This window comes from Mycobacterium simiae (assembly GCF_008370645.1).
Classification (GTDB): Bacteria; Actinomycetota; Actinomycetes; order Mycobacteriales; family Mycobacteriaceae; genus Mycobacterium; species Mycobacterium simiae_A.
This window is the reverse complement of record NZ_VTZN01000138.1, coordinates 1-14,492: the sequence shown is the minus strand read 5'-3', so window position 1 is coordinate 14,492 and position 14,492 is coordinate 1. Positions and strand designations below refer to the sequence as shown.

Genomic DNA, 14,492 nt, shown 5'->3' with positions numbered 1-14,492 from the left:
CCGACCCGGCCCGCACGATGCGCCGGATGATTGGCGGCCTGCAGACACCGGGCGATCAGAACGCGGCGTTACGGATGCTGACGCCTGGTCCCGAAGGCCTCATCGACCGGCTTCCGGAACCCGACGCGCTACCGGCCTGGATCACCCAGGACGAACTCGACCACTACATAAACGAATTCACCCGCACGGGTTTCACCGGCGGGCTTAACTGGTATCGCAACTTCGACCGGAACTGGGAGACCACGTCCAATCTTGCCGGCGCCACCATCGTGGTGCCGTCGTTGTTCATCGCCGGAACTGCCGATCCGGTGCTGTCCTTCACTCGCACCGACCGCGTCTCGGAGGTAATCACCGGCCCGTACCGCGAGGTGATGATCGAAGGCGCCGGCCACTGGTTGCAGCAGGAGCGGCCCGACGAGGTCAACGCGATACTTCTCGAGTTCTTCGAAGCAGTGACATGGTGACCGGCGCGCCGCTGCGCTTCGGCGTTTTCATCACGCCTTTTCATCCGACCGGCCAATCCCCCACGGTCGCTTTGGAATACGATATGGAGCGGGTCGTTGCGCTGGACCGTCTCGGGTACGACGAAGCCTGGTTCGGCGAACACCATTCCGGGGGCTACGAGCTGATCGCCTGCCCGGAAGTCTTCATCGCGGCAGCGGCCGAACGGACCAAGCACATCAAGCTGGGTACCGGAGTCGTTTCACTGCCCTACCACCATCCGCTGATGGTGGCCGACCGCTGGGTGCTGCTGGATCACCTAACCCGCGGTCGGGTCATGTTCGGCACCGGTCCAGGGGCCCTGCCATCGGATGCCTACATGATGGGCATCGACCCGATCGACCAGCGCCAGATGATGCAGGAGTCCCTCGAAGCGATCCTTGCGCTGTTCCGCGCCGCTCCGGGTGAGCGCATCGACCGTCATTCGGACTGGTTTACCCTGCGCGAGGCCCAATTGCACATTCGGCCCTATACCTGGCCGTATCCCGAGATCTCTACGGCTGCAATGATTTCACCGTCCGGACCGCGGCTGGCCGGCACGCTGGGCACGTCGCTGCTGTCGTTGTCGATGTCGGTACCCGGCGGGTATGCGGCACTCGAAAACACCTGGGATGTGGTGTGCGAGCAAGCAGCGAAAGTCGCCCGGAACGAGCCCGATCGCCAAGACTGGCGGGTGCTTTCCATCATGCACTTGTCGGACACGCGCGGCCAGGCTCTCGACGACTGTATCTACGGGTTGCCTGATTTTTCGCGATACTTCGGTGCTGCGGGGTTTGTCCCACTGTCCAACGTCGTGGACGGCGCGCATTCGACCCGTGAGTTCGTCGAAGAATATGCGGCCAAAGGGAATTGCTGCATCGGCACACCCGCCGACGCGATCGCGCACATCGAAGACCTGCTGGACCGGTCGGGCGGTTTCGGGACCCTGCTCCTGCTCGGACATGACTGGGCGCCGCCGCACGCGACATTCCACTCTTATGACTTGTTCGCCCGCAAAGTGATTCCCTATTTCAAGGGTCAACTCGACGCGCCGCGTGCCTCGCATGACTGGGCCAGGGATAAGCGTGAAGACTTGATAGGCCGCGCGGGACAGGCGATCGTGCAGGCCATCAGTGAGCACGTGGCCGAACACGAGGGCAACCAGAGCTGATACGCGCGGCCGTATTGCGGGACTGCCTCATGGTCTACCGCGACGACGTCGCCCGATCCGGTGCCCGGCCCGGGCCGGGTCCTGGTCAAGGTTCGAACGTGTGGAATCTACGGATTCGACCTGCATTTCGCCGCGCATGGCGCCGAGGTGGTGGCGCTTGGCGGTCAGCTGGCGGGCGGCGGCGCCGACATGGCCGCCGTAGTGTTCGAGGCGGTCGGGATGCCCGTGATCATCGATGACGTGCTTCGACGAGCACGCCCGAGTACTCAGCTGATCGTCGCCATGGCAACACTGCAAGATTCTGGTGATGCCGTAGGTCTTGACCGAGGTCTCAACCAAAATGCGACGCATGTACTGCTTATCTGCTTTGAGCAGACTAGTTTTGTGCGAATCCGCCAAATGTGTTGCTGGGCATGATTTCTCTTGCGCAGCCCGCCGATTTGCTGTCGCGCGTCGATGCCGCCGATGAGGTCGGCCAGCGGGTGAGATTCGGCGTTGAAGCTGTGCCGGAGACGCCGATAGACAGCAGTCCGCGCGCCTTTGGCCGGGCTCCTTCGTAGACCTTGCCGAGGCCCGACGGAGATCGCCTTTGCCGCACCTATGCCACGACCCAATCGAGGTCGAACGCATTGCCGATGGCCTCGGTGAGAGCTGGCTCCTGCGACGCGAGCAGGCAGCCGATTTGACGACCAAGATCAGATACGGGGATCGTTTGGATGTTGTCGCAACTGACGACCGACGGTTGATTCAGTCCGTTCACCGGACCCACCGCGACTTCGGTAGCCAGCCCACGGACGGTTGTCGTGATCGGGGCTACAGTGACGTTGGTAAGGTGCGGACGCACGACCTCGCGGGTGAGAATCAGGACAGGTCTAGCCTTGTCGAGCTGGGCGATGTGGATAGGTCGCATCAGTCGATATCGAGGGCGGTACGAGCAGAGTGACCGGCCAGCGCATCCAAATCACTTGTCGCCGACATGCTGGCCGCGAGGATCTCCGCGTCGCGTTCAGCGAGGCGACGGCGACGTTCCCGTTCCAGCGCCCGTAGCACGACAGCCGCACGGCTGCGGGCATGCCGTCCCCGGACCTCGTCATCGATAAAGGCCACGATCTCGTCGGGTAAGCGGACCGCAATCTGTGTACTCATTTCATCGATGGTACCATTTTGGTATGCGCTTCAGGCGCCGCTCGAGGCAAACGAATTCGGGCTGCAATCCGAGCGCAGCGGGATAGATTACCTACTGTCACCAATCTGAAATGTCTATTTCGACAACATCATCGCCTCAGGACATCCGGTCGGTGACGCGACAGGCAGCTCTCTGATGGCACCATCACCTGAACCACACCGACCGGACGAAGCTGTTCAACGGATCGCCGAGCACCAGTCCGGGCTGCAGTGGGTGCACCATCCGCGCGGGCCCGAAGAATTAACGCGGGCAAGGGTAGGAGTGTGTTGGTTGATCACGGTGACGGTCACCGTGATCGTTATCCACCCGCCGGTGGCTGTGCCACCACGGTCGGCTTGAATCCGTATCGGGGAGCGGCGAAGTGAGCGGCCAACCCGCGCCCGGCACCACTGCCGGGCATCACCGGCAACCCGCCGAAGGCGCTGGCGGCGGGTTCAGCGGCCGCAGCGCCGGCCCCGATGTTGCTGATCGTCACGATGGGATTGGCCGCCCCGACCGTATTGGCCCAGGAGGTCGGAACCGACAGCCCGCTGACGGATGCCGCCTTACCGACGGCTGCGCCCAGGCCACCCAGGCCCGCACTCGGCAGGGCACCGAGGGCGGCCGGTATGTCCTTGGCTGCCTCCTTGGCGGCTTTGGCGGCGGTTTCGGCGCCCTCACTGGCCCACTTCGGCAGGTCGTGCGCGAGACCGAAGTAGTCCTTCAACTGGGTAATGACGAGCCGAAGGGGAGACACCCATCGGTTGAACAGGTCGGAAGGCACGCTTGCGTCCAAAGTTGTCGATCCGGTCAGGCCCTCGACGACATCTCCAAGCAGCCCGGAAACAACGATCCCGTCACCATTGGAGTTCCAGGTATGGCCGGCGAGCCCGATTGCAGCGGCAAAGGCGTTTGGATTGGTGAGCCAGGGCGGAGTGTTGGTCAGCCCGGCGAGCCCCATCAGCGCAGTGGGTATCGCGTTCAGCCCTGTGGAGTTCACCGCGCCGTTGATCGCCTGCCCTACCGCATTCGCCTGAGCGGCCAAGCCCGCGAGGTTGACGGTGGCCGCCGCGGGATCGAACGGCGTTAACTGCGCGGCCGCCGCCGACGCCCCGGCATAGCCGTACATCGCGGCCGCATCCTGTGCCCACATTTCGGCATATTGCGCCTCGGTGGCCGCGATCGCCGCAGTGTTCTGACCGAGGAAGTTGGTGGCCAACAAGGCCATGAGCAATGCCCGGTTGGCCGCGATCTCCGGCGGTGGCACCGTCGCCATAAACGCCGCTTCGTAGGCGCTCGCCGCCGCCACGGCTTGGCTGCCCGCCTGTTCGGCCAAACCCGCGGTGCTGCGTAGCCAACCCACTTGGGGCATGGCGGCGGCCACCATGGACGCCGCTGACGGACCCTGCCAGGGTCCGTCAGCTAGGGCGGTGATCAGGGCATCGTAGGTAGAAGCCGTCGACTGCAACTCAGCGGCTAGGGTCTCCCAGCCCGCAGCGGCGGCCAGCATGGGCCCCGAACCGGGCCCGGAGTACATAAGCCCGGAGTTGACCTCCGGCGGTAGTTGTGCAAAGTCCAACATGACTTTGGATCTCCTAGCTGATGGTGGTCACGTTGGCGGCCTCGGTGGCCGCATACGAACCGGCACTGATGCCCAGCGTGGTTGCCAATTGCTCCTGGACCGTCACCGCCTGGGCACTGATCTCCTGATAAAGCTGCGCATGCGCCGCAAACTGAGTGGCAGTCAGCATTGACACCAAATCGGCTGCGGCGGGAACTACCCCCGTCGTTGGGCCCGCCGCCGCGGCATTGCCCGCACGCACCGCCACGTTGATGGACTGCAGTCCGGCAGCAGTGGCAGCCAACTCTTCTGGCTGCGCCAGCATGATCGACATGAATCCCTCTCCCCAATGTCATTTTGCAGCAACAGCTTTCAGCGCGCGATGAAGTTTGAGCGCTGATCACTGATGCAGGTCGCAGGACACGTTAGGGCAGACATGTAGCGGTAACACAGGTTTCACACAGGCTGTTCACTGCCGGGTCGATAACAATTCATTTGCTGCGCCAAATCCGCAGGAGCATTTCTCGAATTCTATGAAACATATATTAATCAGATATGATTTGAGTTCAATATGAGTTAAGTCCGATCAGCAAACAATAGCCTAGTTTTGCGCTATGCGCCACAGGCGCGCACCACAGGGCCCGCAACCGTCCGGTTCCGGCGGCCCTCGCCGAGCCTAAAACCGTTGTCAAACTGCGCATTAATTAATGCAGCGCATCACCGGCCGCGCCCCGCAACAGGGCTGATGCAATGCTTTTCGCGAAACATTCTGCGCTATTGGCAATTTCGTCAATCGCTACCGCAATCCTCTGCCGCAGTAAGGCATAGTCCCGCGCAGGAGCGGCGACGACCAAACAGAAACACCGATCCCACCCGCCTGTGAAGCACAAAGATTGCCGGTTTTGCCCGTCAGCAAATTTGATGGATTCGACCTATGGATCGCTTGACTGCGACTGTCTGACGGCATCGCGCGAACCTTTGCTGTGACTACGTCGCACTCCTCGCCAGCCCCGTCTAACCACGAGCTCATGGCAGCTGTTTAGTCCGGTGGCCGCAGCAGCGGACGGTAGAGACAGGGTCGTGATGGATGATCGGGCATCGCGTCGCCAAGGCAATGCTTACGCACTGCTTAGGCGCGTTCCGGTCCAACGCGTCATCCACGGACCACATTAGACAACCACCGTTGACAAAACTATTTCCTAGTGCTAGCTTCAGGTTCAGCGCACTCATTGGGATCATGGTCGGCCCTGCGGCTCCAGCCGGATTACCGTCAACAAAGCCAGTCCGTACGATCACGACGTTTGCCGAATGTACTCGAGCAAGCCCAGGAGGCGGATGCAGATGACATCCACGTCATACGGTCCAATCGCGGGCAAAGCTTGCGCGAGGTTGATCAACACCAACATCCACGGTCCATAGGACCGATGCGACAGCGCCGCCATCCGACGTTCGGACGATAAACTACCGGCTCCAATACTTCGGTCGCCTTTAACGATCGGCTATGGACCCGTTGAATTGATTACACCGTAGCCGACCAAAGTGTCGTTGAGAGTTTCTTAACGCTTGACGCGTCGTCGTGCACCGCGGTGGTGGGCGCCAGCGTCCTTGCTTATAACCTCACTAATTCGATTAGATTTTCAATGATTGCGAGGTATTGCCACACCATGTCCATTCTTGCTACCGAGCCACAAAAGATGCTATCCGCGGCGCTCAGCCTGCAGTCGCTCGGCGTGACAATGAGCGCCCGAAACGCCATCGCTGCCGCTTCCACGATGGAAGTGCTGCCGCCTGCGGCCGACGAGGTTTCGGCGTTGACGGCGATGCAGTTCGTCGCGCACGCTACCGGGTACCAGGCGGTGTTCAACCAAGCCATTGACATACACGAAAAGCTGGTGTCGATGTTGGCAGCTTGTGCGGAGTCCTATGCCACAGGTGAGGCAATCAACAAAGCTGATCTCGCGTAAGTCCGGCACCGCAATGGATTACGGCCTGTTTCCGCCAGAGGTCAACTCCGCGAGAATGTGCACCGGTCCCGGGGCCCGCTCGTTGCACGCGGCGGCAGCGAACTGGGATGAGATGGCCGCTACCCTGCACGACGCGGCTACTTCGTACCGGGCGGTGATCGTCAATTTGGCTTTGGCGTGGCAGGGGCCGTCCGCGGCGGCAATGGCGTCAGCAGCCACGCCATTGGTGGCGTGGTTCGAGGTGACCGCTGCACAAGCTGAGCACGCCGCAACAAACGCCAGGCTATTCGCCATGGCCTATGAGACCGCTTACATAATGACGGTTCCGCTCGCGGAAGTTTTGGCCAACCGATTCCAGCTGATGGTCTTAACTGCTACCAACGTCTTTGGTCAGAACACTCCGGCGATAATGCACAACGAGGCAGTCCACCTCGAAATGTGGGCGCAGGACGCGGCAGCGATGTATGCATATGCCGCTGAGGCAGCAACCGCCACAAGACTGACACCGTTTACCCCGCCCAGGCCGACAACCAGTGCGGCGGAGGTTGCCAGCCACTTCGCGGCGCGAGCGATTGGCAGCTCCCATGCCGCAGGCGAGATTCGTCATGACTTGACAAAGCTTTACGAGCTAGCACCTTCGGCCCTGCGCGAACTCATGTCGCCGTCGCGCTCGGGCACTTGGCCAAAAGTGTGGACGGCGGTAACTGACACCACGAAGGTGATGAGGAATACCACCACCTGGGGACTCCTCAGCAGCAAGATCGCATACGAACCCATCCGCTTCAGCCTCTTCGCCACGAAATCAGGAGGCATGACACAACCCCTCACCGCGAGGGCGTTCGCCAAGGGCGCGGCCGAAGGGGTCGCCGCCGCTGCGAACCATATGGTGCCAGTCGGCCCTCCGGCACGTCCCGTCTGGGCGGCCATGGGCAGCGCAAACGCGCTCGGGAAGCTATCGGTACCGCCGAGTTGGACCGAAACCGCGCCGGGGATCGTCCCCGACGCCGAGACGTTGACCAGCGTGGCGACGGCAGCGGATACCGACTCGCAAACACCGTGGGTCCAAATGGCGCTGTCCAGCCTGGCCGGTACCGGAGTCGGCAGCGTTGCGCCGAAGGCCCGCGCGAGATTTGTTCCTCGAACGCCCGCCGGTGGCTGACAACAGCCGGCGACGGCGTGGTGTTCGCTATCCGGGCGCCGAGGCGGCTTTAAGGTGACGCATGCCGATCATCACAGGATGCGCCCCAAGTTCTATCCGCAAGTCGATTGTCTTGGCAGTCGCCGGATCGGCCGCCGTCTTGTTGTCGGCGTGCGACTCCCACAACGCGCCGTCGCCGGGGGCCAATCCGCGTCAAGTGTCCGTGTTCGGGTCGGGGCACGTGCACGGTGTCCCGGATACGTTGACCGCTGACGTCGCAATCGAATTCACCGCCGGCGACGTCACCACCGCAATGAACCAGACCAACGAACGCCAGCAGGCGGTCATCAATGCGCTGGTGGGCGCGGGGCTCGACCGCAAGGACATCCGCACCACCGAGGTCACCCTGCAACCGCAGTACAGCAACGCGGAGCCGGGCGGAACGGCCACGATCACCGGTTACCGCGCCGACAACGCAATCGAAGTCAACATCCACCCGACCGATGCCGCCTCACGGATGCTGGCCCTGATCGTCAGCAGCGGCGGCGATGCCACCCGGATCAGTTCGGTTAACTACTCGATCACCGACGACTCGCAGCTGCTCAAGGATGCGCGCGTGCGAGCCTTCGAAGACGCCAAAAGCCGTGCTCAGCAGTACGCACAGCTGTCGGGTTTGCGCCTGGGCAAGGTGCTGTCGATCTCAGAAGCATCTGGATCCACGCCTGCTCCAGCCCCAGCACCACCGCGCTCTGCGACCGCATTGCCGTTGGAACCCGGCCAGCAGACGGTGAGCTTCTCGGTGACCGCCGTGTGGGAACTGAACTAGAGGATCACGCGCGTAAAGCGCGCGCCGAGATCGACGTTAGCGTTCGCACCTACGCGCACTTTTGCGCGCTCGCGTCGCGCACTAAGCCGAATCCAGCGAATTTACGAGTGCAACCACTAAAGCGCTACTGATAGACCCGGGGGTCCAGGGTTCCGATGTAGGACAGATCGCGGTAGCGCTCGTCATAGTCCAGGCCGTAGCCCACCACGAAGTCGTTGGGAATGTCGAAGCCCACGTAGGTGATGTCGACATTGGCGCCAACCGCCTCGGGTTTACGCAGCAGCGTGCACACCCGCAAGGAACTCGGATTGCGACCTTTCAGGTTGCGCAGCAGCCACGACAGGGTCAAACCCGAGTCGACAACGTCCTCGACGATCAGCACATCGCGACCGTGGATGTCGCGATCCAGATCTTTAAGAATCCGCACCACCCCAGACGACGACGTAGAGGACCCGTAGGAGCTCACGGCCATGAACTCGAACTGCGTGGGCAACGGAATGGCACGCGCCAGGTCTGTGACGAAAAGAACCGCGCCCTTCAACACCGTGATCAGCAAGAGATCCCGACCGGTAGTCGTGTTCAGGTCGCGATAATCGTTGCCGATCTGCGCGCCAAGCTCGGAAACGCGCTGCTGAATCTGCTGCTCAGTGAGCAACACCGACTTGATATCCCCCGGGTACAGTTCCGCTGTCTGCCCCGGGAAGGTCTCAGCCACGTCCACAGCGTAGCGACGTCGGCCGACGAACAACCAACGCAGGCGTCAAATCGGCTTGTCCACCGGCTCCAGACGCAAGGTCAACACCCCGTCGCGTCGCCCGGCGAATAATCGCTGACCGCGCGATCCCGACCCAACCGCCACTCCGCCCTGGCCTCGCCAGTCGGTGACCAGCGCGTCCACCCCGCGGATCTGGATGTCGGTCAGTCCGGTCGCACCGCCGGCCAGCAGCCAGCCGCGGATCACCCGGCGCCGCACCGGTCCCGGCAACCCGGCCAACGCCCCGGTATCGAGTCCGGAACCAGCGGTCACATCCGTCAGCGCTTGCGCGGCGATCGCGTCGAGCAAATCGGTGTCCTCGCGCAACGCCGTCGCGGTACGGGCTAGCGCCTCGGCCACTCCCCCGCCCAGCACGTCGTCCAACAGCGGCAGCACCTCATGGCGTAGCCGGGTTCGAGTGAAGCGCCGGTCACTGTTGTGCGGGTCCTGCCAGGCGGTCAGGCCCAGCTCCTGGCAGGCGGCGTGGGTCACGCTACGCCGCACCCCCAGCAGCGGCCGGCACCACGGCGAATCGTAGGGACGCATGCCGGCAATCGAGCGCGCACCCGAACCACGGCCGAGCCCCAACAGCACCGTCTCGGCTTGATCATCGAGAGTGTGGGCCAACAGCACCGGCCCGTCGCGGTGGGCATCCAGGGCGGCGTAGCGGGCGGTGCGCGCCGCGGCCTCCGGCCCCCCGTTCTCGCCCACCTGAATGCAAAGTACTTGCGCCTCAACACATCCCAATGAAATAGCTTGGGCCCGTGCGGTTTCGGCGACGGCAGCCGAGTCGCGCTGCAGACCGTGGTCGACAATCAGCGCGGTCGTGGGTCGCAGCGGCGCGGCTACAGCGGTAAGCGCCAACGAATCCGGGCCACCGGATAACCCCACACACCACCGCTCGGCGGAGCCAAGATAGTCCTTGGCGAACTTCTCGACCGCCTTGCGTAGGTGAGCTACAGCACCCGGTCGATCCATCGCTGCGGGTTTTCGATCTCAGCGAGCAGGGGCAGCGTCTCCGGACCCGTCCAAATCGTGTTGAACCGCGTCATGCCGACCCGGCGCACCACGTCGTCGACGAACGCCTTACCGCGGGTGTACTGGCTGAGCTTGGCGTCGAAGCCCAACAGCGCGCGCAGCAGCCGCTGCAGCGGCGGCTGCTTGCGGTGGCGACGTTCGTCGAAGCGACGCCGGATGGTGGCCACCGACGGCACCACCACCGGCCCGACCGCGTCCATCACGTGCTCGGCATGGCCCTCCAGCAGCGTGCCGAGCGTCAACAGCTGATCCAAAGCCTGGCGTTGTGGCTCGGATTGCACGGCGCGCACCACACCCAAAACTCCCGTCACGTTGCCCTCGCCGGACACTTCGCCACGGTTGCGGACGAAATCGACCAGCCGGCTCACCACCTGGCCGATGTCGTCGGCGGGTTCGCGGGTGAGCAGGCCAAGCGCTTGCTGCAGGTAGCCGGCCAGCCAAGGGTTGGCGGTGAACTGCACCCGGTGGGTGACCTCATGCAGGCATACCCACATCCGGAAATCTGAAGGGTTGACTTGAAGTTGGCGTTCAACCGCGATCACGTTGGGATACACCAGCAGCAACGAGCCGTGGTCGCCGGCACCGAACGGGTCGTACTGGCCGAGAATTCCCGACGCCACAAACGCCAGCACCGCACCCGTCTGGGCACCGGTGATCCGCCCGGTGAGGAATCCGCGGGGCTTATCGCTGCCGTGGGTCATCGCCCGCATCGACTCGGCCGCCGCCCGGATCCACGCCGGCCGGTCCACCACGCACGCCGGCGGCACCGCACCTGCAGCGATCAACCCGGTGACATCGCGCACTGGCGGCTCGGCCTGCTCCGCCGCGCGCATGAGTTCATCGACCGCCTGGCGGCGGGTGTACTCGGTGGCCGGGGGACCTGGGCGGGCCAGCCGTTCCCCGACCGTTGCCGCAAATCGCCAATCGACCGCATTACCGAGGGTCAGCTCGGATGCAGCAGTCATGTCGTGCACCCGCAGAACCATAACTTCGTGGCCAAGGCGTCCATCGCGTTGCGGCCGTTGGGTCCAGCGTCGTTAGAGATGAACGCGAACGTGAGCACCCGGCCACTGCTGTCGGTAAGCACTCCGACCAGCGAGTTGATGGCGGTCAGGCTGCCGGTCTTGGCCCGCAACCAGCCGGCCGGGCCCAGGTTGGTGGCCCGGTCAAGGAAGCGTTCACCCAGCGTGCCGCTGCCGCCGGCGATCGGCAGCAGATCCAGTAGCGGCCGCAACGCCGGCTGGCCCGGTCCCGCCGCAGCCTGCATGGCGCCGTCGAGCGTCCGCGCGGTCAGCCGGTCATTGACCGACAACCCGCTGGAGTCCGCGAGCGCAGCCCCGGTGGTGTCGATGTGCGCGGTGTTCAGCCGGGTGGTCACCGCGTCAACGGCGCCGGTGAAGCTTCGGGGGCGGTTGATGGCGGCCGCCACCTCCCGCGCGATGCACTCGGCCATCACATTGTCGGAGGCGTTCATCATCTGCGACAGCCGCTGAACCAACGGTGCCGACTGCACCACCGCCAGCTGCCGGGCGCCCGCCGGTGCCGAAGCGATCGTCACCGTGCCGGGATCCAGACCTAGGGCTTTGGCCAGCTCCCGTCCAGCGTCCAGGGCCGGTGTGCGCGACCGTCTGGAGTTGACGGTCGTCGGCTGGATCCGACCGGCGTCGATCATCGCCGCCTCGATCGGGGCGATGTCGCCGTTGTCGACGTCAGCTAGGTCCCAGCCCGGCGCCATCGTCGGGCCCGTGAACGCAGAAGTGTCAACCTGCACCGCCGTCGGCGTCACACCACTGCGCCGGATCTGTTCGACCAAGTCACTGATCCGCGCCGCCCCCCGATACCAGGTGTCAACACCGGGCGGCGCCGCCGACAGGGTGGGGTCCCCGGCGCCCACGAGCACCACGGGACCTTGCGCGTCCCGGCTGCCGGCCACCACTCGGGTGCTGACCCGAGCCTGACGGTCCAAGGTGAGCAGCGCAGCCGTCGCAGTCAGGACCTTGTTGGTCGACGCCGGAATCAACGGCAGATCATCGAGCTGCCGCCACAGTTCCTGCCCGGTCAAGGCGTCGGTGACCCGACCACCCAATCTGCCCAAATTGGGGTCGGCCACGACCGGGGCGAGCGCTGCTGCCATCCCACCGGCCGTGGGCGCGGCAGCGGTGTCGACGACGGGGGTCACTCCCGGCTTGACCGTAGGCGGACGCGGCGGCGGAACAGGTGGACGCGCGCCGGACCCGTGGTTACCCGTTGTGAACAACGCTGCGGCCGCCACCACGGCAGCGACAAACGCCAGCACCGCCACCCCAACGAACACGTGGGTGGTTGTTCGCCAACGTTTGGGACCCATGACTCTCCTGCCTTCCGGTCCCATTCTGCCGAACCGGCCACCAAGCGGTGTCGCGGTACCGCTGGACTAGGGTGTACTCACCCCATGCCAAGACGCAACTGACTCACCTCATGCCTCGCCCAGTAGAAGGAGCCACGCGGTGCAATTCGACGTGACCATCGAAATTCCGAAGGGCCAGCGCAACAAATACGAGGTCGACCACGAGACGGGCCGGGTCCGCCTGGACCGCTACCTCTACACCCCGATGGCCTACCCGACCGACTACGGCTTCATCGAGGACACCCTGGGTGAAGACGGCGACCCGCTGGATGCGCTGCTACTGCTGCCGGAGGCGGTGTTCCCGGGTGTGCTGGTGGCGGCTCGCCCGGTGGGAATGTTCCGGATGGTCGACGAGAAGGGCGGAGACGACAAGGTGCTGTGTGTGCCGGCCGGCGACCATCGCTGGGACCACGTCCAGGACATCGAGGACGTTCCGGCGTTCGAGCTGGATGCCATCAAGCATTTCTTCGTGCACTACAAGGACCTGGAACCGGGCAAGTTCGTCAAAGGCGCCGATTGGGTGGGCCGGGCGGAGGCCGAGGCAGAGGTGCAGCGGTCGGTGCAGCGGTTCCAGGCCAGCGGGCACTGATCCCGGACGTCACGCAGCCGTTCGTCGGTTGCGTAGCACGCTGTTGGTGAACGCCGCCCCAATGAAGACCACCCCAATCGACGCGGTGATCCACTCCGGCAGCGCAAAGCGGTGGTCCACTGACACCAGCATGATCACCGCCAGCGCGCCGATAGCCCAATGCGCGCCGTGTTCTAGGTATGCGTAGCGGTCCAAGGCGTCCTGGCGCACCAGATAGATGGTGATCGACCGGACGAACATGGCGCCGATCAGGCCGAGGCCCAGCGCAATGATGATCGGATCGGTGGTGATCGCGAAGGCTCCGGTGACCCCGTCGAAGGAGAACGTCGCGTCGAGCACCTCGAGGTAAAGGAAGAGCGTGAAGCCGGCTTTGCCCACCGCCCCAACCCCCCCGGTGTCCGACATTGCTGCTTCGGGAGGCCGGAATGCCCTGCTTAAACCGTTGACCACGAGGTAGGTCACCAGGCCAAGGAGGCCGGCGATCAGGACGGTCGCCCGCTCGTCGCCGGAATGGGTCAGCTCCGTGCCGACCAGGACCAGCACACCGCACGCCACCACCACCGGAACCTGGCCGAGCCGGCCGACGCGGGCGAACGGCGCTTCAATCCACTTCAGCCACTTGACGTCCCGGTCGTGGAAAACGAAGTCCAGGTACAGCGTCAGCAAGAACATGCCACCGAACGCCGCGATTTGCGGGTGTGCGGCAGTAATCAGTTTCTCGTAGCTGGGCGAGCCGTCCGGGAATTCCAGAGCGCCATGGGGCGGCGGATTGAGCGCTAAATCCATGGCATGGAGCGGGTGGAGGCCGGCGGTAACCCACACCATGGCCAACGGGAATACCAACCGCATCCCAAAGACCGCGATCAGGATGCCGATTGTCAAAAACATTTGCTGCCAGAACCGGCTCATCTGCTTCAGGATGGTGGCGTTGATGACCGCGTTGTCGAACGACAGTGACACCTCCAGGATTGCCAGCACTGCCAGTAAGAACAGCGCTGTCGGCCCGCCGTGCCAATAGCCGATGACGAATGCCGCCACGGTTACCAGCAGCGACAGCCCGAAAATGCGGATCGTTGTCATGAGCCGTATCCGGGTCCTTTCCCAGGTACTTTTCCAGGTACTTTTCCGGGAGCCGTCCAGAATGATGGGGCCGCAGCTCGGCTTCGCGATGCCAGCGCTACGTATACCGACCAGCACGTTTCATATTTCCCCAACATCCGCTCAGCAAATCCCTGGAACACTTGTCCCGACCAGCAAGACGGCATCCAAGACCGTCGGGCATCAGTGGGCACGCTAGACGCGCACCATCATGACGCTAGCAGCGAGAGGAACGATTCCCTTGTCAACAATCGGCCTTTCGATCCAGGCAATGTTCTGGTCACCGGTCGCCTTCGAGATGCCAAGGCAGCGGACGAGATGA

Annotated in this window: 14 protein-coding genes and 2 pseudogenes; 7 read left to right on the top strand and 9 right to left on the bottom strand. The window is 63.8% G+C overall.

Annotation, left to right across the window (positions count from 1 at the left end; genetic code table 11):
- The 3 genes and pseudogenes from F0Q45_RS19230 to F0Q45_RS29445 all read left to right on the top strand — a co-directional run.
- A partial coding sequence (locus F0Q45_RS19230) for an alpha/beta fold hydrolase (RefSeq protein WP_149655453.1) occupies window positions 1–464 on the top strand: 464 nt, incomplete at its 5' end.
- Entirely contained in the window at window positions 458–1,651 is a 1,194-nt protein-coding gene (locus F0Q45_RS19225; protein ID WP_149655452.1) for an LLM class flavin-dependent oxidoreductase, read from the top strand. The genes F0Q45_RS19230 and F0Q45_RS19225, both read left to right, overlap by 7 nt.
- Window positions 1,651–1,858, top strand: a pseudogene (locus F0Q45_RS29445) (zinc-binding dehydrogenase); the annotation flags it as partial. The gene F0Q45_RS19225 and the pseudogene F0Q45_RS29445, both read left to right, overlap by 1 nt.
- A gap of 391 nt (window positions 1,859–2,249) precedes the next feature.
- On the opposite strand, the gene F0Q45_RS19215 reads toward F0Q45_RS29445, so the two are convergent.
- From F0Q45_RS19215 to F0Q45_RS19200, 4 genes are all read right to left on the bottom strand, one after another.
- Window positions 2,250–2,561 (bottom strand): type II toxin-antitoxin system PemK/MazF family toxin, encoded by a 312-nt coding sequence (locus F0Q45_RS19215; RefSeq protein ID WP_149655451.1) that lies wholly within the window; start codon window positions 2,559–2,561, stop codon window positions 2,250–2,252.
- The gene (locus F0Q45_RS19210; RefSeq protein WP_149655450.1) at window positions 2,561–2,797 is read right to left on the bottom strand and encodes a YlcI/YnfO family protein; all 237 of its coding nucleotides are present in this window, start codon (window positions 2,795–2,797) and stop codon (window positions 2,561–2,563) included. Before F0Q45_RS19210 ends, F0Q45_RS19215 begins: the two co-directional genes overlap by 1 nt.
- Before the next feature lie 338 nt (window positions 2,798–3,135).
- Window positions 3,136–4,398, bottom strand: a complete 1,263-nt coding sequence (locus F0Q45_RS19205) for a PPE family protein (RefSeq protein ID WP_149655449.1) — start codon at window positions 4,396–4,398, stop codon at window positions 3,136–3,138.
- Window positions 4,399–4,411: 13 nt separating this feature from the next.
- Entirely contained in the window at window positions 4,412–4,711 is a 300-nt protein-coding gene (locus F0Q45_RS19200; RefSeq protein ID WP_149655448.1) for a PE family protein, read from the bottom strand.
- 1,330 nt (window positions 4,712–6,041) lie between these two features.
- Here F0Q45_RS19200 and F0Q45_RS19195 point away from each other — a divergent pair.
- From F0Q45_RS19195 to F0Q45_RS19185, 3 genes are all read left to right on the top strand, one after another.
- Entirely contained in the window at window positions 6,042–6,341 is a 300-nt protein-coding gene (locus F0Q45_RS19195; protein WP_149655447.1) for a PE family protein, read from the top strand.
- Window positions 6,310–7,500: a PPE family protein gene (locus F0Q45_RS19190; protein WP_188113026.1), complete on the top strand. Its 1,191-nt coding sequence runs from the start codon at window positions 6,310–6,312 to the stop codon at window positions 7,498–7,500. Before F0Q45_RS19195 ends, F0Q45_RS19190 begins: the two co-directional genes overlap by 32 nt.
- 61 nt (window positions 7,501–7,561) lie before the next feature.
- Window positions 7,562–8,305 carry an SIMPL domain-containing protein gene (locus F0Q45_RS19185; protein WP_149655445.1) on the top strand — a complete coding sequence of 248 codons (744 nt, stop codon included), beginning with the start codon at window positions 7,562–7,564 and terminating at the stop codon, window positions 8,303–8,305.
- 124 nt (window positions 8,306–8,429) lie between these two features.
- On the opposite strand, the pseudogene hpt reads toward F0Q45_RS19185, so the two are convergent.
- The 4 genes and pseudogenes from hpt to dacB form a co-directional block, all read right to left on the bottom strand.
- A pseudogene (gene hpt / locus F0Q45_RS19180) lies at window positions 8,430–9,069 on the bottom strand (hypoxanthine phosphoribosyltransferase).
- A complete protein-coding gene (tilS, locus tag F0Q45_RS19175) occupies window positions 9,066–10,037 on the bottom strand; it encodes a tRNA lysidine(34) synthetase TilS (protein WP_149655443.1) in 972 nt (323 codons plus the stop codon). Before tilS ends, hpt begins: the two are co-directional and overlap by 4 nt.
- Window positions 10,016–11,062: a zinc-dependent metalloprotease gene (locus tag F0Q45_RS19170; RefSeq protein ID WP_149655442.1), complete on the bottom strand. Its 1,047-nt coding sequence runs from the start codon at window positions 11,060–11,062 to the stop codon at window positions 10,016–10,018. Before F0Q45_RS19170 ends, tilS begins: the two co-directional genes overlap by 22 nt.
- Entirely contained in the window at window positions 11,059–12,444 is a 1,386-nt protein-coding gene (gene dacB, locus F0Q45_RS19165) for a D-alanyl-D-alanine carboxypeptidase/D-alanyl-D-alanine endopeptidase (RefSeq protein ID WP_149655441.1), read from the bottom strand. The genes F0Q45_RS19170 and dacB overlap by 4 nt, the downstream gene beginning before the upstream one ends.
- Window positions 12,445–12,583: 139 nt before the next feature.
- Here dacB and F0Q45_RS19160 point away from each other — a divergent pair, with 139 nt between their 5' ends.
- Entirely contained in the window at window positions 12,584–13,072 is a 489-nt protein-coding gene (locus F0Q45_RS19160) for an inorganic diphosphatase (RefSeq protein ID WP_149655440.1), read from the top strand.
- Between the two features lie 9 nt (window positions 13,073–13,081).
- On the opposite strand, the gene F0Q45_RS19155 is transcribed toward F0Q45_RS19160, so the two are convergent.
- On the bottom strand, window positions 13,082–14,152 hold the full coding sequence (locus F0Q45_RS19155; protein ID WP_149655439.1) for a DUF475 domain-containing protein: 1,071 nt from the start codon (window positions 14,150–14,152) through the stop codon (window positions 13,082–13,084).
- Between the last annotated feature and the right edge of the window lie 340 nt (window positions 14,153–14,492).

Bases quoted from the DNA above. Each gene is read 5' to 3' on its own strand.
- F0Q45_RS19225 (WP_149655452.1), top strand. From the start codon at position 458: ATGGTGACCGGCGCGCCGCTGCGCTTCGGCGTTTTCATCACGCCTTTT.
- F0Q45_RS19215 (WP_149655451.1), bottom strand. From the start codon at position 2,561: ATGCGACCTATCCACATCGCCCAGCTCGACAAGGCTAGACCTGTCCTG.
- F0Q45_RS19210 (WP_149655450.1), bottom strand. From the start codon at position 2,797: ATGAGTACACAGATTGCGGTCCGCTTACCCGACGAGATCGTGGCCTTT.
- F0Q45_RS19205 (WP_149655449.1), bottom strand. From the start codon at position 4,398: ATGTTGGACTTTGCACAACTACCGCCGGAGGTCAACTCCGGGCTTATG.
- F0Q45_RS19200 (WP_149655448.1), bottom strand. From the start codon at position 4,711: ATGTCGATCATGCTGGCGCAGCCAGAAGAGTTGGCTGCCACTGCTGCC.
- F0Q45_RS19195 (WP_149655447.1), top strand. From the start codon at position 6,042: ATGTCCATTCTTGCTACCGAGCCACAAAAGATGCTATCCGCGGCGCTC.
- F0Q45_RS19185 (WP_149655445.1), top strand. From the start codon at position 7,562: ATGCCGATCATCACAGGATGCGCCCCAAGTTCTATCCGCAAGTCGATT.
- tilS (WP_149655443.1), bottom strand. From the start codon at position 10,037: ATGGATCGACCGGGTGCTGTAGCTCACCTACGCAAGGCGGTCGAGAAG.
- F0Q45_RS19170 (WP_149655442.1), bottom strand. From the start codon at position 11,062: ATGACTGCTGCATCCGAGCTGACCCTCGGTAATGCGGTCGATTGGCGA.
- dacB (WP_149655441.1), bottom strand. From the start codon at position 12,444: ATGGGTCCCAAACGTTGGCGAACAACCACCCACGTGTTCGTTGGGGTG.
- F0Q45_RS19155 (WP_149655439.1), bottom strand. From the start codon at position 14,152: ATGACAACGATCCGCATTTTCGGGCTGTCGCTGCTGGTAACCGTGGCG.